Origin of the sequence: Actinosynnema sp. NPDC020468 (genome assembly GCF_040642015.1) — a bacterium.
Classification (GTDB): Bacteria; Actinomycetota; Actinomycetes; order Mycobacteriales; family Pseudonocardiaceae; genus Actinosynnema.
The window spans coordinates 1-16,645 of sequence record NZ_JBFAEO010000012.1; the positions used below are offsets into that span (position 1 = coordinate 1).

Below are 16,645 nucleotides of genomic sequence, written 5' to 3' on the forward strand. Positions count from 1 at the left end.
AGCCGATGCTCGCGCCGGGTCTCCAGGAGTTGGCCGAGCGGTTGTCGGACAGCTTCGACACCCGCGTGAAGGTCGAACTCGGGCAGCGGAAGGGCGATCGCCGCGCCGAGCAGCAGGAAGTAGTTGCCCCACACCGTCTCCAGGTCGTTCTGTCCACTGTAGACACCGCCGCGCAACCGACCGCGCCGCACCCGGTCGGCGACCCGCTCCAGCAGGTCGGCGCCGAGCCCGAGCTTGAGCCGCGCCACGGCCGCGATCGCGCCGGCCGACGTGTCGGCGAACTCCCCGCCGGTGTCGCTCTCGTGCCGCACGCCGAGCCAGTGCGCGGTGTCGGCGGCCACCAGCGCGTGCCACGCCCGGCCGCGGTCCCACACACCCGTCGGCCGCGCGAGGTGAAAACGGCTGTGCGCCAAGGCTTCCGTGCGGTGCCCGGCCCACGCGAGCAGCGGCACGGTGCCGGCCGCGCCGTCGACCCGGCACTCCGGCTCGGGTCCGAGCGCGGTGCCCCAGGGGATCTCCCGCCCGTCGAACGAGGACGCGAGCGCCGCGGCGGCGTCGGTGGCGACCGAGTGGTCGGCGGTCACCCCGAGCCGGTGCCCGGCCGCGCCGTACCAGAAGATCAAGCCCCGGCACGCGGTGTCCTCGTGCGTCCAGCGGACCAGCCTGCGGGTCCACGCCTCCGCCGCGCCGACCTCGCCGGTCAGCTTGGCGCGCAACCACAACGTCCCGACCCAGCACCCGCCCGCCCACGAGCCGCGCGCGGTCGTCCGCCACTGCTCCCCTTGCGCGTACAGGGGAAACCGGTCGCCCACCGCCGCGGCGACCCCGTCGACCCGGTCCAGCAGCGCGCCGATCAGCGCCTCCACCGCAGCACCACCGCTCCCGCGCCCGCGAACAGCGCCGCCACCAGCAGCCACCCCGCGCGGTACCCCGCCGCGTCCACCAGCACCCCGACCACCGGCGGTCCGAGCGCGAACCCGGCGAAGAACCCCGCCGACACCAGCGCCGAGTCGCGCCCGGTGTGCCCCGGCGTCGCCGTCGCGAGCACCAACGACATCGACACCGCGTTGGCCGACACCGCGAACGCGCCGACCGCGAGCACGCCGACCCACGCGAACCCGCCGCCGAGCACGCCCGCGAACGCCAGCGACAGCGCCGCGAGCACCGCGCCCGCCGCCAACGGCGCGAGCAGCACCCGCGGCGTCCCGACGCGCGTCCACAGCACCCGCCCGACAATCCCGGTCACCCCCAGCCCGGCCACCAGCGCGGCGGCCGACCGCGGCGGGAAACCCAGGTCCTGTCCCGCGAACAGCGCGACGTAGGTGTTCACCGCCGCGATGCCCGCGCCCAGCGGCACCGAGAAGGCGAGCAGTCGACGGACCGTCGGTTCCGCGGTCCACGCCACCCGCACCACCGTCCGCCGCACGGGCTCCGGATCGGCGGGCAACCCCAGTGCCGCCACCGCGGCCACCCCGGCGAGCACCGCCGCGCACCCCACCGCGACCCGCCAGTCCACCGCCTGCGCCACCCACGCCAGCGGCAACCCGGCGGCGAACGCGCCGAGCTGCACCCCCGACTGCTTGACCCCCACCGCGCCCGGCCGCCGCGCGGGCGCCACGTGCGCCGCGATGACCCGGTTCGTCGCCGGGTTCGCCAGCGCCTGCGGCACACCGCCCAGCGCGACCGCGCCGACCAGCGCCCCGTACCCGCCCGCGACCGCGAACACCCCGAGCGCGACCGCCGACACCGCGAACAGCGCCACCGTCGCCCGACGCGCGCCGACCGCGTCCACCACCGACCCGACGATCAGCGACAGCACCGCCGCCACCCCGAACCCGGCCGTGACGAGGACGCCGAGCAGCGGTCGTGCCACGGCCAGGTCCGCCACCAGGAACGGCGCCAGCGCGCCCAGCAGGAACAGCGGCAGCATGGAGAAACCCATGGCCGAGGTCAACAGGGCAACCAGTCGCACGCTTCTCCCCCCGGGGTACCGCCACTAGTCGCGGCCGGCCGCCCCGGAGTTCCCGTCACCCCTGGGGGAACAGCGCGCGCGGCGGCGGCAGCCGTTCGGTGAGGGTCACGCACTGGGTGGTGATCCGGGCCGCGGCGGCCGGCAGGAACGGGGTCAACTGCACCGACAGCGCCCGGCACGCGGAGAGCACCGCGCCGAGCACCACGTCCAGCCGCCGACCGTCCTGCTCGGTCGACCGCGCCAACTCCCACGGCCGCGCCCCGTCCAGGAACTCCGCCGCCCGCTCCACGATCCGCCACACCGCGCCGCCCGCGCCGACCAGGTCGAACTCGGCCAGCGCGCGGTCGACCAGCCCGGGCGCCTCGCGGCACGCGTCGGTCAAGCCCGGCACCTCCGCGGGGGCGGGCGGGCGGCCGTCGCGGTACCGGTGCACCATCACGGTCACCCGGTCGACCAGCGCGCCCAGGTCCTTGCGGCGCACGTCGCCCAGCAGCCACCAGCGCGCCCCGTCCGGACCGCCCACCAGGTCGGCCCGCGCGTCGACGCGCACCACGTCGGTCGGCGGCGGCAACCCGGCCGAGAGCAGCAAAGCCTCCAGCAGCAAGGGATCCCCGTCGGTCACGTGCACCCGTCGATCGGCCTCGAGCCACCAGCGCCGGTACCGCGCGCCGAAGCCCGTCACCGGTCGCAGTTCGGCCAGCCCCGGCGACAACCGCACGTCGCGCAACCCGGCCGGGTCCACCTCCGCCGACACCCGCAGCCGACCGCTGTCGATCAACCCGGCCAGCGGACCGGCGAACCGGGACAGCCGGAACACCCCGTCGACCAGGTCGCCCGCCTCGGCGCAGGCCCGTCCGATCCGCTCCGCACCGGCCCGGTGGGCCTCGTCGTCGACCTCGGGCAACACGGCGGTCGAGGACAGCGCCAACCCGTCGCGCAACTCGGGGTGGCACGCCGCGAACCACACCCGGTCACCGCGCAGTCGGTGGTGGCGCGCCAGCACGTCGGCGGGCACGAGGGCGGCGGACGAGTCGGCCGTGACGCAGCAGCGCGGCATGCGCGCGACGCTAACAGCGCCCCACCCGGACTCCACGCCGATTTTCGGCCCACCGCGCCGTGACCGGAGCCCGACGCCCGCGTCGATCCCGGCGGGGCTCGCACCGACTTCGGCAGCGCGCAGCCCTAACGCTGCGAACCGCGCGCACACCGTGAACAGTGCTCGCACTGCGGCCGTGCGACCCATCGCGACGGCCGCCGGCCGGGTGCTCAGCCGGTGCCGGTGTCCTCGTTGCCCTGGCCGCGCAACAGGTCCTCGCGCGCCCGCGCGACCCGGGACCGGACGGTGCCGATCGGGCACCCGCACACCTCGGCCACCTCGGCGTAGGACAGGCCGAACACCTGGGTCAGCAGCAGCGCCTCGCGGCGGTCCGGGGTCAAGCCCGCGAGCAGCAGGTTCAGCTCCACCACGTCCTCGAACCCGGCCGAGCGGCCGTGGTCGGCGGACTGGCGCGCGTCCGACACCACCTCGTGGTCGGCGGCCCAGGCGATGGACGGGCGGGCCACGGCGGCGCGGATGTGGTCGACCACGGTGCGGCGGGCGATCGACAGCAGCCACGTGCGCGCCGAGGAACGGCCTTCGAACGCGGGCAGGCTGCGCAGCGCGCGCAGGTAGACCTCCTGGGCGAGGTCGTCGGCGCGACCGACGTCGGTCAGGTGGGCGACCAGCCGCCACACGTCACGCTGGGTGGCCCGGATGAAGCGCTCCAGTGCCACGCGATCACCCGAACCGGCAGCGAGCGCCCACGCGGTGACCGCGTCGTCATCACCGTGTGAGATCGACACGATTCCGAAGGTTAGTGCACGACACCCCGGGAACTTCTACGGCCGGTCGGACGACAATCAACCACGTGGACTGCGAGACCTGCCGCGAAGCGCTCTCGGCGAGGCTGGACGCCGAGTCCGAGCCCGTGCCCGCCGCCGACACCGACGCGCACCTGGAGGGCTGCCCGTCCTGCCGCGCCTGGCAGGACTCCGCCGCCGCGCTGACCAGATCACTGCGACTGCGCCCGGCCACCGCGACCCCGGACCTGGTCGACGCGGTCCTGGCCGCCGCGCCGCCGCCACCCCGTCGTCGCACCGGCTGGTACCCGCGACTCGGGCTCGGCGCGGTGGGCGTGGCGCAGGTGACGCTGGGCCTCGGCCAACTGTTCGGCTCCAGCACGAGTCCCGACGCGACCTCGGGCCACGGCCTGCACGGCGCGAGCAGCGGGCACCTGTTCAACGAGTCGACCGCGTGGAACCTGGCCCTGGGCCTCGGATTGCTGTGGGCGGCCCTGTGGCCGCGCGGCACCTCGGGCCTGCTGCCGGTGACGGCGGCGTTCGTCGCCGTGCTGACGCCGTACTCGGTGGGCGACCTGGTGTCCGGTCAGGCGACCGTGCAGCGCGTGACATCGCACGCGATCCTGTTGCTGGGCTTGGCGTTGCTGATCACCGTGCACCGCGGCCGCCGCGACCCGGACGGCCACCGCGCGCCCGCGCCGACCCCAACCGTCGACCTCACCTCGACCACCGAGCTCACACCACCGTCGTCCACACCCCGCCGCACCCGCCTGCGCCCGGTGAGCCGCAAGGCCGCCTGACCCCGTGCTCGACCTGCGCGCCCTCGGTCCGGCCAAGGCGTGGGTCGACGGTGTGCGGGTCGACGCGGGCCACGCCCGGCAGCGCTGCGTCCTCGCGGTGCTGCCGGTCGACGCGGGTCGCGCGGTGCCGGTGGACGCGCTGGTCGACCGGGTGTGGGCCGATCCGCCGCGCCGGGCCAGGGGCCGTGGTCGCGGGGTGTGTGTCGCGGCTGCGCCGGGTGCCGGCGGTCGGGATCACCCGCGGTCCCGGCGGCTACGCGGTGTCCGTCGACTCGGGTCATGTCGACCTGCGCCGCTTCCGCAGACACCGCTCGGCGTCCAGGTTGTGCACGAGGACCGGGCCCGTACGAATCCCCGATCCTCGCAGTGCCGACGAACCCGCACCGCCGGCCGCACCCACCGCGCCGACACCACCGGCTGCACCCACCGCGTTCGCGACACCGACACCTGCCGCCCCGCCGGCCGCGCCGGTCGTGCCGGTCGCATCCGCCGTGCCGCTCAACACCGGCTCGGCGTCGGTCGTGCCGAAGGGCTGAGCCAGAACCGCCGTGACCGTGGTGATCGCCACCTGTCTCCACCGCATCGAAGCCGCCTCCCCTGACCTCACCGGAGCCCCGGATTTGCCGCCGCAGATGCCCCATTCCTGCAATTCCCCGCTCAATGCTCCCTTGCCCGGCGGGTCGATTGTTCAACAAGCAGACAACTCCACAATTCCATCCACCCCGCCGTGAACAAGCCGATGAAAAAGCCCGCCCTGGCCGAGGACATTGTCGGATTGAGGGATTGTTGAACAACTACACAAGGGAGCAAGGGGGCAAGGGAACGAAAAGGGGGCGAGGTCAGCGGAGGAGGCGGCGGGCGGTGGTGTCGATGTGGAGTTCGTCGGCGCCGTCCAGGATGCGGGCGGTGCGGGCCAGGCGGGTGAGCATGGGGAGTGGGGTGGTGGGGGTCAGGCCTTCCGCGCCGTAGACCTGGGTCGCGGAGTCGACCACGCGGGTCAGGGTGCGGGCGGCGGCGACCTTGGCCAGGCCGATCTCGATGCGGGCGTCCTCGCCCGCCGCCACCAGCGCCGCCGCCTCGTGGACCAGCGCACGGGCCGAGCGCACCGCCAGCGCCGACTCGAACACGTGCTGGCGCACGAGCTGACGATCACCCAGCGGCACCCCGCCCACCTCCCGCGACACCGCCCGCGCGCACAACAACCGGTAGGCCCGCTCCGCCTGCCCCACCCACCGCAGGCACCGCAACGTCCGCCCCAACGCCAACCGGGTCCCCGCGATCACCAACCCCTGCCCCACCTCGCCCAGCAACGCCTCCTCACCCACCCGCACCTCGTCCAACTCCACCTCGACCTGCCCGAGCGCACCCAGCACCGGCAGGTCCCGCACCACCCGGAACCCCGGCGCGTCGGTCGGCACCACGAACAACGACGCCCCCGCCGCCAGCACCGTCGTGAACGCCGCCTCCCGCACCCCGGACACGAACCACTTCCGCCCCGACAGCACCCACCCGCCCGCCACCCGCGTCGCCCGCAACCGCACCGCGCCCGGATCCGACCCGGCCACACCCGGTTCGGTCATCGCGTAACTCCCCCGCGCCTCCCCGGACACCAGGGCCCGCACCCACCGCTCCCGCACCGCGCCCGTCCCGAACGCCGACAGCATCCGCACGTCCAGCAGGCTCGCCGACCCCAGCGCCGCCGGACCGTGGTCGCTCGCCCCCTCGGCCTCGGCCACCGCGAAGTACTCCCCGAGCCCCCACCCCTGCCCGCCGCACGACCGGGGCAGCGGCAACGCCCAGAGCCCCGCCTCCTTGGCCTCCCGCCGAAGTCCGGCCAACGCCGAGGACGCCGCGGGCCCACCACCGTCCAGCACCGACTCCCACGGCTGCACGCGCGACGTCACGAAGCGACCGACCTGTTCCACCCCGACCAACCCCCACAACTCCCGACCGCCGGGAACCCGGCCGCCCGTCGATCCGACTGGTGGGACGCACCCCACCGGAAGGAGGACCGAGTGATCCAGCGGACGTCGGCCGACGCGACCGTGCGCGGCGACTCGGCGGCGGCGGACGTCCTCGGCGTCCTGCTGCACCAGTCGGGCGCCGGGGTCTCCCGGTTCCCGGACCACGACCGGGCGGCGTGGGCCCGGCACGGCGACACGGACGTCGAGGTCGACTGGGCCGGCCCGCTGCACGGCGACCAGGTCGTGGACGAGGCGAGCGCGCAGGCGGTCTGCGGCGTGATGCACGTGCACGGCCGCAGCACGGGCGTCCCGGCCGGACTGGGCCTGGACTACTGCGGCACGGCGGCGGGCGTCGTCGCCGCGACCGGCCTGAAAGCCGCCGCGCTGGGCGGTTTCCGGCACGTCACCACCTCCGTGGCCCAGGTCGCGCTGCTCACCGTCTCGCAGTACCTGGCCGCCGCCACCGGCGAGGAAGCCGCCGAAACCGGGCCGGGCGGACCGCCGTTCCGCAGCGCCGACGGCGTCCTGTTCGAGCTGGAAACCCTGGACCCCCTGGTGTGGCGGGACTTCTGGCGCGACCTCGACGTGCCCGGCCCGGTCGCCGGCACGTCCTGGCGCCCCTTCCAGTTCCGCTACGCCACCGCGACCGCGCCGCTGCCCTACGCCCTGCACCGCGCGTGCGCCGACCGCCTGTTCGCCACCCTGGCCGACCACGCCCGCGCCACCGGCATGGACATCTGCCCGCTGCACGACCCCGCGCCACCGACCGGCCCGGCCATCAATATGTCCACAATGGACACCGAGGCGAAAACCTCACCACCAGGCGATCTCCCGCTCTCCGGCGTGGTGGTGCTCGAGGCCGGCCGCCGGGTTCAGGCGCCACTGGCGGCCCACCTGCTACGACTGCTCGGCGCCCGGGTCACCCGGATCGAACCGCCGGGCGGCGACCCGTTGCGCGGCATGCCACCCACGTGCGGCGACACCTCCGCCCGCTGGCTCGCGCTCAACCGCGGCAAGGACGCGGAGGAGGTCGACATCAAGACCGAGGCGGGCCGCCGCCACCTGCGCGAGCTCACCGCCGCCGCGGACGTGTTCCTGCACAACTGGGCGCCGGGCAAGGCCGAGGAGCTGGCCCTGGGCGCGACCGACCTGGTCCGGGTCAACCCGAGCCTGGTGCACGTGCACACGTCGGGTTGGGCGGGCCGGCTCGAGAACCCGCCGCTGGGCACCGACTTCATGGCCCAGGCGCGCACCGGCCTCGGTGCCCTGCTGCGCCCCGCCGACGAGGCGCCCGCGCCGTCGCTGATGACGCTGCTGGACGTGCTGGGCGGTCTGCTCGGCGCCTACGCGGCGGTGTCGGGTCTGCTGCTGCGCCGGGACACCGGTCGCGCGGTGCGCGCCGAGTCCTCGCTGCTCGCCGCCTCGGACCTGTTGCGGCACAACGCGACCACCCGTCCGGAGCCGGGGTTCCGCCGACCGCGCCGCACCGACCGCGGCTGGTTCCACGAGGGCGTGCCGGTGACCGACGACCTGGCGGCCCTTCCCGACGACCCGAGGTTCGCCGACGCCGTGCGGCGCGACCACGACCACTGCCCGGAAGTACTGACACCCTGGGGTTTCCGATGACCGCTGTCGCCGCACGAGACCTGGTACCGCACGAGCTCCGCCGAACGTGGGCCGCGCGCGGCCACTACCCGGACCGCGACCTGCACGACCTGTTCTCCGTCCAGGTGTTCCTGCACCCCGACAGGCCGGCGGTGGTCGACGACGACGGCGTGCTGACCTACGCCGACCTCAACACCCTGGTCCGCCGGATGGCCGTCCGCCTCACGCGTCTCGGCGTCGGCGCGGGCGACGTGGTCGCGACGCAGCTGCCCAACGGCAGGCACGCCTGCGCGGTGGACCTGGCGGTGGCCGCGATCGGCGGTGTGGTCCTGCCGTTCCCGGTCGGTCGCGGCGAGCTCGAGGCCCGCTCGCTGGTCGGTCGCAGCGGCGCGGTGGCCGTGGTGCTGGACGACGGGGTGCACCACGACCTGGGCGCGCCGCCGTGGCTGCGGCACGTCCTGACGCCCGCCGACCTCCTCGGCCCGGACGAGCCGTTCACCCCGGTGCGCTCCGACCCCGACGGCCCGGCCCGGATCCTGGTGTCGTCCGGCTCCGAGGCCGAGCCGAAGATGGTGCTGTACTCGCACAACGCGCTGCTCGGCGGGCGCGGCGCGTTCGTCGGCCGGCTGATGGAGCCCGGCCGCGAGCTGCGCGCGCTGTTCCTGGTGCCGCTCGCGTCGTCGTTCGGCAGCAACGGCACCACGGTCACCCTGGCCCGGCACGGCGGAACCCTGGTGCTGCAACGGAAGTTCACGCCCGAGGGCACGCTGGCGCTGATCGAGCGGGCACGGCCGACGCACGTGTTCGGCGTGCCGACGATGTTCCGCATGCTGCTCGACCACGTCGGGGAGCACGACACGTCCTCGGTGCGGGTCCTCGCGCCCGGCGGCGCGCAACTCGACGCGGTCACCGCGCGCCGCTGCCGGGAGGCGTTCTCCTGCACGGTGGTCAACGTCTACGGCTCGGCCGACGGCGTGAACTGCCACACCGCGCTGGACGACCCGCCGGAGCGGGTGGCGGGCGCGGGCCGGCCGAACCCGGCGGTGGCCGAGATCCTGGTGGTGGACGAGGACTTCCGCCCGCGACCGACCGGCGAGGTCGGCGAGATCGTGGCCCGCGGCCCGATGTCGCCGATGCGCTACCTCGACGACGACCTCAACGTCCGCCACCGCACGCCCGACGGCTGGGTCCGCACCGGCGACCTGGGCGTGTTCGACGCGGAGGGCTACCTGACCGTGGTGGGCAGGCGCGACGACGTGGTGATCCGCGGCGGCGAGAACATCAGCCCGGCCGAGGTCGAGCGGCTGCTGGTCGGGCACCCGGCGATCACCGACGTGGCGTGCGTCGGCGTGCCGGATCCCCTGATGGGCCAACGGTTGTGCGCGTGCGTGGTGGGCGAGGTGGACGTGGCCGACCTGGACGCGTTCCTCACCGCCGCGGGCCTCGCCCGCTACAAGCACCCGGAACGCGTGGTGCGCCTGGCCGCCCTGCCACTGACGCCGGCGGGCAAGGTGGACCGGGACACCCTGCGCGCGCTCACGGGATGAACGTGACGATCCGGGCGACTTCCTCCGGCGTGGCGGGCAACCGGTCGAGCAGCGCGGCGATCTTGCGCTCCTCGTAGGTGAAGTGCGTTTCCAGCAACGCCGCCACGGTGTCCACTTCGGACCGCAGCCGCTCCGGGTCGTCGGGCGGCACGACCAACCGCGCCAACGCCTCGGTGATGATGTGGTGATCACGGGTGAGTTCGGCGAGCACCGGCGCCAACTCCGGGTGGTGCGCGCCGAGGACCGGGAACACGTCCCGGTCCTCGGCGGTGTGGTGCCGGGTGAGCGCGTCGCAGAACGCGACGCAGTACACCCGCAGGTCGTCCACCGGCAATCCCTCGCGCAACCGGTCGAGCTGGTCGCGCAACGCCAGGTGCACCTGCACCAGCTGGTTGCCGAGCGCGGTGATCCGGTCCCTCACGACGCCCTCCGAACCTGGAACGCCCGCAGCGCGCGCAGGAAGTCCACCTTCCGGAACCCGGGCCAGTGCACGTCGCAGAAGTGCAGCTCGGCGTGCGCGGCCTGCCACAGCAGGAAACCCGACATCCGCAGCTCGCCACTGGTCCGGACGACCAGCTCCGGATCGGGCCGCCCCGCACCGGGCAGGTGCCGCGCGATGTCGTCGGCGGTGAGCGACCGGGCGAGCACCGCCGGGTCCGACGTCGGCGCGGAGTCCAGCAACGACCGCACCGCGTCCACGATCTCCTCCCGCCCGTCGTACCCGATCGCGACGGTGAGCACCGAGTCGCCGTCGCCGCCCAGCGCGGCCTTCAGCGCGTGCGCCGTCGAGTCGGGCACCAGGTCCAGTCGCCCCGCCACCGCGAGCCGCCACCGCGGCGACCGCGGCAGCACCCGCCCGACGACGACCTCCTCCACCACCCGCATCAGGAACGCGACCTCGGCCTCGTCCCGCTTGCGCAGGTTGTCCGCCGACGCCACGTAGACGGTGACGTGCCGGATCCCCAGTTCCGCGCACCACCCCAGCACGGTCTCCAGGTGCTCGGCACCGTGCCGGTGCCCGACGCTCGGGTTGGCGTACCCCGCGCCCCGCGCCCACCGCCGGTTGCCGTCCATGATCATCGCCACGTGCGCGGGCACCGGTCCCCGACGCACCCTCCTCGCCCACCGCGCCGCGTACCAGGCGCGCAGCACCCCGTTCATGATCGCGACCCTAGTACCGGAACGACCGGCGCGCCGCCCCCTTCCGAGGGGTGGTCGCCCGGGTGCCGGTCACCGATCCGGCGTGCGGGTGAACGCCCTGGTCTCGGCCCCCGACCGTCCACTCAGGACTTCCGCCACACCGTCCCGCGCCGCTCGTACTCCAGCACGGTCTCCGCCCGTTGCGCGGCCTGCGCGCCCAGGAACCGCTCCACCACCCACAGCGCCGCGTCCAACCCCGACGTGATGCCGCCCGCGGTGATCAACGTGCCGTCGTCCACCACCCGCGCGTCGACCACGGTCGCGCCCTGCGCCGCCAGGTCCGCCTTCGCGCCGGAGTGCGTGGTCGCCGGACGCCCCTTCGTGAGCCCGGCCGCGGACAGCACCATCACGCCGGTGCAGACACCCACCGGCAACGCCTCGGCGGAGGCCAGCGCGGCCAGGAAGCGGCGGTCGGCGTTGACCCGGTGCACACCCGGCCCGGTCCGGTCGGTGTACCCGCCGCCGGGCACCACGAGCACGTCCGCGTCCCGCGGCGACCAGCCCTGGCGCACGTCCACGCGCGTGCCGTAGGTGCAGGTCACCACCGCGGGTCGACCGGTGGTGACCTGGCTGACGACCACCCGCCCGGTCATCTTCCCGACCAGTCCCAGCACCTCCACCGGCCCGGCGAAGTCCTGCTCCTCCACGCCGTCGAACATCAGCACCTGCACGCGCAGCGGCGACGAGGCGGACGCGACCGGCGCGGCGGCCAACCCGCCCGCGGACAGGGCCGACGCCTTCAGGAAAGCACGGCGCTCCACCGGGCTCACCGCAGCGCTTCCGCGATCGACTTCGCGTTCACCCGGTACACGCCCAGCAGGTCCAGGTCGTCCTCCGGGTAGTTCACGATCGACACCTGCTTCGCGGTGGTGTCCGGCAGCACGGTCCCGGTGCTCATGTGCGCGTTGTCGAACACGAAACCGGGCTGCTTCGCGGACAGCTCCGCCACCTGCGACGCGGTGACCGGCGCCGGGCCGTAGGTGCCGAGCACCTCCGCGCCCGCCAACGCCGCCGCGTAGCCGACGAACGCCTGCGCGACCACGGTCGGCCGCCGCCCACCCGGCCACGCCGCCTTCACCTCGTCGGCCAGCCGCGCGTACTCGGTGTCGAACGCCGCCGTCCACTTCTCCGCCGCCGACCGGGTGCCGAACAACTCCCCCAGCCGCAGCACCTCGGCCTTGACCTTGTCCCGGTCGTTGTCCAGCGCGACCTCGACGGTCTTCGCGGACGACCCGGCCGCCGCGGTGATCTTCGTGGCGAACCCCTCGAAAGGCGCGTACAGCACGAAGTCCGCCTTCGCGACGGTCGCCAGGTCCGACGGCTTGGGGTCGTAGTCGGGCGCGTGCACGACGGACTTCGGCACGATCACCGTGACGTCGAGCGCGCCGGCGGCCTTGGCGAAACCGGCCTCCCACGTGGTGGTCGCGACGACCTTCGGCCCGGTGGTGGAGGCCGGCGTGGCCTGGGTGCCGCACCCGGTCAGCACCAGCGCGAGGGCGACTAGTGCGTGGCGTGCTGCCATGTCGTGGTTCTCCGTTCGGGGATCAGGTGTGCGGCGAGGGCGACCACGCCGGCGAGCAGGACGAGCACCGGACCGGGCGGCTGGTCCAGCAGGAGCGCCAGGACGAACCCGGCGGCGTTGACCACGACGCCGATGCCGACCGCCCACGCGGCCATGCCCGACAGCGAACCGGCGAGCCGGCGGGCGGCCAGCGCGGGCAACAACGTCAGCGCGTCCACGAGCAGCGCGCCGGTCAACCGGATCGCGCCCGCCACCGCGACCGAGACCAGCACCAGCAGCACCAGGGTGAGCCGGTCGACCCGGACACCGGAGCACGCGGCCAACTCCCGGTCGTGCAACAACAGCGCGACCTGCTTGCGCCGCACCAGGAACAACCCCGGCACCACGACCGCGAGCACGCCGAGCAGCACCACGTCGCCGGTCCGGGTGGCCAGGATCGAGCCCCACAGCAGCTCGAACGCGCCCGCCGCGTTCACCCCGGACACCGACAGCACCAGCAGCGCGGCCGCGATCGCCATGCTCATCACCAACCCCATGGCGCCGGACAACCCGCTCGCGCCCCGGGCCAGCGGCGCGAGCCCCGCGCCGGAGAGCCCGCACGCGACCACCGCGCACAGCAACGGGTCCAGCCCGGTGAGCAGGCCGATCGCGATGCCCAGCAACGCGATGTGCATCATGGCGAACCGCACCGGCATGATGTCCAACCCGATGATCACCACGCCCACCACCGGGAGTCCGATCGCGCCGAGCACCAGCGCGACCGCCGCCCGCTGCACGGCGCCGAGCGCGAACAGGTCGACCAGGTCCGCGCTCACGACACCTCGCGCAACCGGCCGGCGGCCATCTCCAGCACCCGGTCGCAGCGCCGCACCACCGCGCGGTCGTGCGTCACCACCAGCACGGTGACCGGCAACGACGCGAGCAGTTCGGCCGCGGCCTCCTGACCGGCGAAGTCGAGCGCCGCGGTCGGTTCGTCGGCCGCCAGCACCCCCGCGCCCGCCGCCACGCACCCGATCGCCCGCGCCAGGTAGGTGCGCTGGAGCTGCCCGCCGGACAACGTGTGCAGCGCGCGTCGGCGCAACGCACCGACCCCGAGGTCGTCGGCGGCCCGCCCGGCCTGCTCGGGCGCGCCGGAGGACGCCAGCAACTCCTCCGCCAGCAACGGGAACCGACCGGCCTGGCGCTGCGGGATCCACGCCACCTCGCGCCGCCTGCGCGCCCAGTCCCGGGTGGACGCGGCGCGGTGACCGCCCACCTCGATCACCCCGGAGGAGTCCCGGTGCAGACCGAGCAGCGCGCGCAGCAGGGTCGTCTTGCCCGACCCGTTGGTGCCGGTCAGCGCGACCCGTTCCCCCGGCTCCACGACCAGGTCCACCTCGTGCACCACGTCACGTCCGCCGTGCGCGCACCGCACGCCCCGCAACACGACCCCCAGTCCCGCCACCCCGGTTGGCCTCCTCGCCGTCTCGCCGCACTAGTCGGCCGTCGTGGCGGGTTGGTTCCCGTTGATTCGATCGGGTGACCCCGGGAACTCGGCGGTCCGCCGAACCGACCTGGTACACGGCGGACCCGCACCCTTCGCGGGTCCGACCACCCGCACGCGTGCCCACACCGGGTCGGTCCGCCCGGACGGCCCACCGACCCGGTGTCACACGCCGTGCCGGCCGGCATTCGCCGTGACATGGATCTGCCCGCCTGATGACATGCGGCGGGGTCATCGTCTCTCCCGACGGAACACTTCCAAGGGGGATCCGATGACTTACGCCTTCGAGGCGGAGGGCCTGGTCAAGCGGTACGGCAAAACCACCGCCCTGGCCGGGATCGACCTGGCCGCCAGGCAGGGCACCGTGCTCGGGGTGCTCGGCCCCAACGGCGCCGGCAAGACGACCGCCGTGCGCATCCTGGCGACGCTGCTGCGGCCGGACGGCGGCCGGGCGAGCGTGGCCGGCTTCGACGTGGTCAAGCAGGCCGCGAAGGTGCGCCGGGTGATCGGCCTGACCGGCCAGTACGCCTCGGTCGACGAGGACCTGACCGGCGTGCAGAACCTGGTCCTGATCGGCCAGTTGCTGAACCTGCGCACCGGCGACGCCAAGGCGCGCGCCGCCGAGCTGCTGCGCCAGTTCGACCTGACCGAGGCGGGCGGGCGGCCCGCGAAGACCTACTCGGGCGGCATGCGCCGTCGGCTGGACCTGGCCGCGAGCCTGGTCGGCCGACCGGACGTGATCTACCTGGACGAGCCGACCACCGGCCTGGACCCGGCCAAGCGCGACGACATCTGGAACGTGGTCCGCACGCTGGTGTCCGAGGGCGTCACGGTGCTGCTCACCACGCAGTACCTGGAGGAGGCCGACGCGCTGGCCGACGACATCTCGGTGATCGACCACGGGCGCGTGATCGCGCACGGCACGCCCGCGTCGCTCAAGCGCGTGGTCGGCGGTCAGACGATCCTGGTCCGGCCGCTGGACCCGGAGCGGGTGGCCGACGCGGCCGGGATCCTCGCCGAGGTGTCCGGCACTCGACCCGAGTCGCCGAGCCGCGGCGTGGTGACCGTGCCGGTCGAGGACGACCGGGCGTTCACCGAGGTCGTGCGTCGACTGGACCACGCGGGGGTGTCGGTGGCCGAGCTGTCGCTGCGGCTGCCCAGCCTGGACGAGGTCTTCTTCACCCTGACCGGCAAGCACACCGAGGACAAGGAAGCGGAGGACGCGGCATGACCGCCGTGGCGGAACGGGTGTCGCCACCCACCCGGTTGACCGAGGAACGGCCGTTCGGCATCGTCCGGCACAGCCTGGCGCTGGCCCGCCGGTCGCTGATCAAGACGGCGCGCACGCCCGAGCAGCTGCTCGACGTGACGCTCCAGCCGATCCTGTTCGTGGTGATCTTCGTGTACCTGCTGGGCGGCGCGGTCGCCGGCAACACGCACGACTACCTCCAGCAGCTGCTGCCCGCGATCATGGTGCAGACCACCCTGTTCGGCGGCATGGCGACCGGCGTGAACCTGAACACCGACATCGGCAAGGGCGTCTTCGACCGCTTCCGGTCGCTGCCCATCGCCCGCTCGGCGCCGTTGATCGGCTCGGTGATGGGCGACCTGATCCGGTACGTGGTGGCGGTGATCTCGCTGTTCGCCTTCGGCACCGCGGTGGGCTTCCGCGTGCAGACGGACCTGTTCCACGCCCTCGCGGGCTGCCTGCTGGTGATCCTGTTCGCGTTCTGCGTCAGCTGGGCGTTCGTCCTGGTGGGCATGCTGGTCCGCGAACCGGGAGCCGTGCAGGGCGTGGCGTTCCTGGCCCTGTTCCCGCTGACCTTCGGCACGTCGATGATCGCACCGTCCTCGACCATGCCGGGCTGGCTGCGCACGTGGGTCGACTGGAACCCGGTCACGCACGTGATGAACGCCAGCCGAGCCCTCCAACTGGGCGGCCCCACCGCCGGACCGGTCGGCGTGACCCTGCTGTGGTCACTCGGCTTCCTGGTGGTCTTCGCGCCACTGGCGGTCCGCGCCTACCGACGTCGCGCCTGAACCGGGGGTAGGCCGAGGTGGCCGCGACACGGGGGTGCGCGGCCACCTCGACCTCTTAGTTCCCTCTGGCGTTACTCAGAAACGCACCCCAGGCCCGCCCGGACAGGGCAATGGCCCGGGGTGCGTTCTTGCTGTCCCGAACCCGCACCACCGGCCCGTCGAACCGGACCTCGACACACTCTCCGCCGGGGTTCGAAAGCTCGACTTGACCGTCTACAGGCCGAGTCGGGCAGCGGCCCGGCGTGTCGACGCCCTCGGAGTTGACCGGGGTCCGGGTGGCGGACATCCTGCGGGTGACTGCGGCGGAGGGGTGGCGGATGGCGGAGCAGGGCGTCGAGTTCGTGGTGCTGGGCGAGGAGCACGTGCTCGAGGCGCGGTCGTTGCTCAAGGCGTTGCGCGGTGACGAGGTGCCGGGGTCGGCGCCCGTCCTGCGGCGCGGTGCCGGGGTCGAGGGTGATCTCGGTGTCGTGGACGAGGTTCTCGCCTTGGTGCTCAGCCCCGAGTCGGTGGCCGCGGTGGCCGGTGCCGTCACGACGTGGTTGACCACGCGGCGGCGGGCGGTTCGGGTGCGGATCCGGCACAAGGGGCGGGAGTTGGAGGTCGAGGCCAAGAGCCGGCGGGACGCCGCCGAGTTGTTGGGGGAGATCAAGGATTTCCTGGACGGGAAGTAACC

Annotated in this window: 19 protein-coding genes; 6 read left to right on the forward strand and 13 right to left on the reverse strand. The window is 74.1% G+C overall.

The window, feature by feature from the left end:
• From AB0G50_RS11175 to sigC, 4 genes are all read right to left on the reverse strand, one after another.
• Nucleotides 1–866, reverse strand: an 866-nt coding sequence (locus AB0G50_RS11175; RefSeq protein ID WP_360105341.1) for a hypothetical protein, incomplete at its 3' end; no start/stop codon positions are given.
• Nucleotides 854–1,972, reverse strand: a complete 1,119-nt coding sequence (locus tag AB0G50_RS11180) for an MFS transporter (RefSeq protein WP_360105344.1) — start codon at nucleotides 1,970–1,972, stop codon at nucleotides 854–856. The genes AB0G50_RS11180 and AB0G50_RS11175, both read right to left, overlap by 13 nt.
• A gap of 55 nt (nucleotides 1,973–2,027) precedes the next feature.
• Nucleotides 2,028–3,029, reverse strand: a complete 1,002-nt coding sequence (locus tag AB0G50_RS11185) for a hypothetical protein (protein WP_360105347.1) — start codon at nucleotides 3,027–3,029, stop codon at nucleotides 2,028–2,030.
• Between the two features lie 209 nt (nucleotides 3,030–3,238).
• Complete coding sequence (sigC, locus tag AB0G50_RS11190; RefSeq protein ID WP_360105730.1) at nucleotides 3,239–3,808, reverse strand: RNA polymerase sigma factor SigC; 570 nt, start codon at nucleotides 3,806–3,808, stop codon at nucleotides 3,239–3,241.
• Nucleotides 3,809–3,879: 71 nt separating this feature from the next.
• Between sigC and AB0G50_RS11195 the strand changes: the two genes are divergently transcribed.
• Complete coding sequence (locus tag AB0G50_RS11195; RefSeq protein WP_360105350.1) at nucleotides 3,880–4,611, forward strand: zf-HC2 domain-containing protein; 732 nt, start codon at nucleotides 3,880–3,882, stop codon at nucleotides 4,609–4,611.
• 277 nt (nucleotides 4,612–4,888) lie between these two features.
• Here AB0G50_RS11195 and AB0G50_RS11200 read toward each other — a convergent pair whose 3' ends face one another.
• Together AB0G50_RS11200 and AB0G50_RS11205 are read right to left on the reverse strand one after the other, a co-directional pair.
• Nucleotides 4,889–5,179, reverse strand: a complete 291-nt coding sequence (locus AB0G50_RS11200) for a hypothetical protein (protein ID WP_360105353.1) — start codon at nucleotides 5,177–5,179, stop codon at nucleotides 4,889–4,891.
• Between the two features lie 271 nt (nucleotides 5,180–5,450).
• On the reverse strand, nucleotides 5,451–6,536 hold the full coding sequence (locus AB0G50_RS11205; protein WP_360105356.1) for an acyl-CoA dehydrogenase family protein: 1,086 nt from the start codon (nucleotides 6,534–6,536) through the stop codon (nucleotides 5,451–5,453).
• Nucleotides 6,537–6,626: 90 nt separating this feature from the next.
• Here AB0G50_RS11205 and AB0G50_RS11210 point away from each other — a divergent pair, with 90 nt between their 5' ends.
• Together AB0G50_RS11210 and AB0G50_RS11215 are read left to right on the forward strand one after the other, a co-directional pair.
• Nucleotides 6,627–8,201 (forward strand): CoA transferase, encoded by a 1,575-nt coding sequence (locus AB0G50_RS11210; protein ID WP_360105359.1) that lies wholly within the window; start codon nucleotides 6,627–6,629, stop codon nucleotides 8,199–8,201.
• The gene (locus AB0G50_RS11215; protein WP_360105362.1) at nucleotides 8,198–9,727 is read left to right on the forward strand and encodes a class I adenylate-forming enzyme family protein; all 1,530 of its coding nucleotides are present in this window, start codon (nucleotides 8,198–8,200) and stop codon (nucleotides 9,725–9,727) included. The genes AB0G50_RS11210 and AB0G50_RS11215 overlap by 4 nt, the downstream gene beginning before the upstream one ends.
• Here AB0G50_RS11215 and AB0G50_RS11220 read toward each other — a convergent pair.
• From AB0G50_RS11220 to AB0G50_RS11245, 6 genes are all read right to left on the reverse strand, one after another.
• A complete protein-coding gene (locus AB0G50_RS11220) occupies nucleotides 9,717–10,148 on the reverse strand; it encodes a hemerythrin domain-containing protein (RefSeq protein ID WP_360105365.1) in 432 nt (143 codons plus the stop codon). The genes AB0G50_RS11215 and AB0G50_RS11220 overlap by 11 nt on opposite strands.
• Nucleotides 10,145–10,888 (reverse strand): polyprenyl diphosphate synthase, encoded by a 744-nt coding sequence (gene uppS, locus AB0G50_RS11225; RefSeq protein WP_360105368.1) that lies wholly within the window; start codon nucleotides 10,886–10,888, stop codon nucleotides 10,145–10,147. Before uppS ends, AB0G50_RS11220 begins: the two co-directional genes overlap by 4 nt.
• 122 nt (nucleotides 10,889–11,010) lie before the next feature.
• The gene (locus AB0G50_RS11230; protein ID WP_360105371.1) at nucleotides 11,011–11,688 is read right to left on the reverse strand and encodes a DJ-1/PfpI family protein; all 678 of its coding nucleotides are present in this window, start codon (nucleotides 11,686–11,688) and stop codon (nucleotides 11,011–11,013) included.
• Nucleotides 11,689–11,693: 5 nt separating this feature from the next.
• The gene (locus AB0G50_RS11235) at nucleotides 11,694–12,449 is read right to left on the reverse strand and encodes a zinc ABC transporter substrate-binding protein (protein WP_360105374.1); all 756 of its coding nucleotides are present in this window, start codon (nucleotides 12,447–12,449) and stop codon (nucleotides 11,694–11,696) included.
• Nucleotides 12,428–13,264, reverse strand: a complete 837-nt coding sequence (locus AB0G50_RS11240; protein ID WP_360105377.1) for a metal ABC transporter permease — start codon at nucleotides 13,262–13,264, stop codon at nucleotides 12,428–12,430. The genes AB0G50_RS11235 and AB0G50_RS11240 overlap by 22 nt, the downstream gene beginning before the upstream one ends.
• Nucleotides 13,261–13,893: an ATP-binding cassette domain-containing protein gene (locus tag AB0G50_RS11245; protein ID WP_360105380.1), complete on the reverse strand. Its 633-nt coding sequence runs from the start codon at nucleotides 13,891–13,893 to the stop codon at nucleotides 13,261–13,263. Before AB0G50_RS11245 ends, AB0G50_RS11240 begins: the two co-directional genes overlap by 4 nt.
• A 310-nt stretch (nucleotides 13,894–14,203) precedes the next feature.
• Here AB0G50_RS11245 and AB0G50_RS11250 point away from each other — a divergent pair, with 310 nt between their 5' ends.
• Nucleotides 14,204–15,163, forward strand: coding sequence for an ATP-binding cassette domain-containing protein (locus AB0G50_RS11250; RefSeq protein ID WP_360105383.1), 960 nt, complete (start codon nucleotides 14,204–14,206; stop codon nucleotides 15,161–15,163).
• Nucleotides 15,160–15,972, forward strand: a complete 813-nt coding sequence (locus AB0G50_RS11255; protein WP_360105386.1) for an ABC transporter permease — start codon at nucleotides 15,160–15,162, stop codon at nucleotides 15,970–15,972. The genes AB0G50_RS11250 and AB0G50_RS11255 overlap by 4 nt, the downstream gene beginning before the upstream one ends.
• Nucleotides 15,973–16,027: 55 nt before the next feature.
• Here AB0G50_RS11255 and AB0G50_RS11260 read toward each other — a convergent pair whose 3' ends face one another.
• The gene (locus AB0G50_RS11260; RefSeq protein WP_360105389.1) at nucleotides 16,028–16,258 is read right to left on the reverse strand and encodes a DUF397 domain-containing protein; all 231 of its coding nucleotides are present in this window, start codon (nucleotides 16,256–16,258) and stop codon (nucleotides 16,028–16,030) included.
• Here AB0G50_RS11260 and AB0G50_RS11265 point away from each other — a divergent pair.
• Nucleotides 16,215–16,643 carry a hypothetical protein gene (locus AB0G50_RS11265; protein WP_360105392.1) on the forward strand — a complete coding sequence of 143 codons (429 nt, stop codon included), beginning with the start codon at nucleotides 16,215–16,217 and terminating at the stop codon, nucleotides 16,641–16,643. The two genes, AB0G50_RS11260 and AB0G50_RS11265, sit on opposite strands and share 44 nt — an antisense overlap.
• Nucleotides 16,644–16,645: the final 2 nt, after the last annotated feature.

Excerpts from the sequence above, each read along its gene's own strand:
- AB0G50_RS11185 (WP_360105347.1), bottom strand. The coding sequence starts at position 3,029 with ATGCCGCGCTGCTGCGTCACGGCCGACTCGTCCGCCGCCCTCGTGCCC.
- AB0G50_RS11215 (WP_360105362.1), top strand. The coding sequence starts at position 8,198 with ATGACCGCTGTCGCCGCACGAGACCTGGTACCGCACGAGCTCCGCCGA.
- uppS (WP_360105368.1), bottom strand. The coding sequence starts at position 10,888 with ATGAACGGGGTGCTGCGCGCCTGGTACGCGGCGCGGTGGGCGAGGAGG.
- AB0G50_RS11235 (WP_360105374.1), bottom strand. The coding sequence starts at position 12,449 with ATGGCAGCACGCCACGCACTAGTCGCCCTCGCGCTGGTGCTGACCGGG.
- AB0G50_RS11250 (WP_360105383.1), top strand. The coding sequence starts at position 14,204 with ATGACTTACGCCTTCGAGGCGGAGGGCCTGGTCAAGCGGTACGGCAAA.
- AB0G50_RS11255 (WP_360105386.1), top strand. The coding sequence starts at position 15,160 with ATGACCGCCGTGGCGGAACGGGTGTCGCCACCCACCCGGTTGACCGAG.
- AB0G50_RS11260 (WP_360105389.1), bottom strand. The coding sequence starts at position 16,258 with ATGTCCGCCACCCGGACCCCGGTCAACTCCGAGGGCGTCGACACGCCG.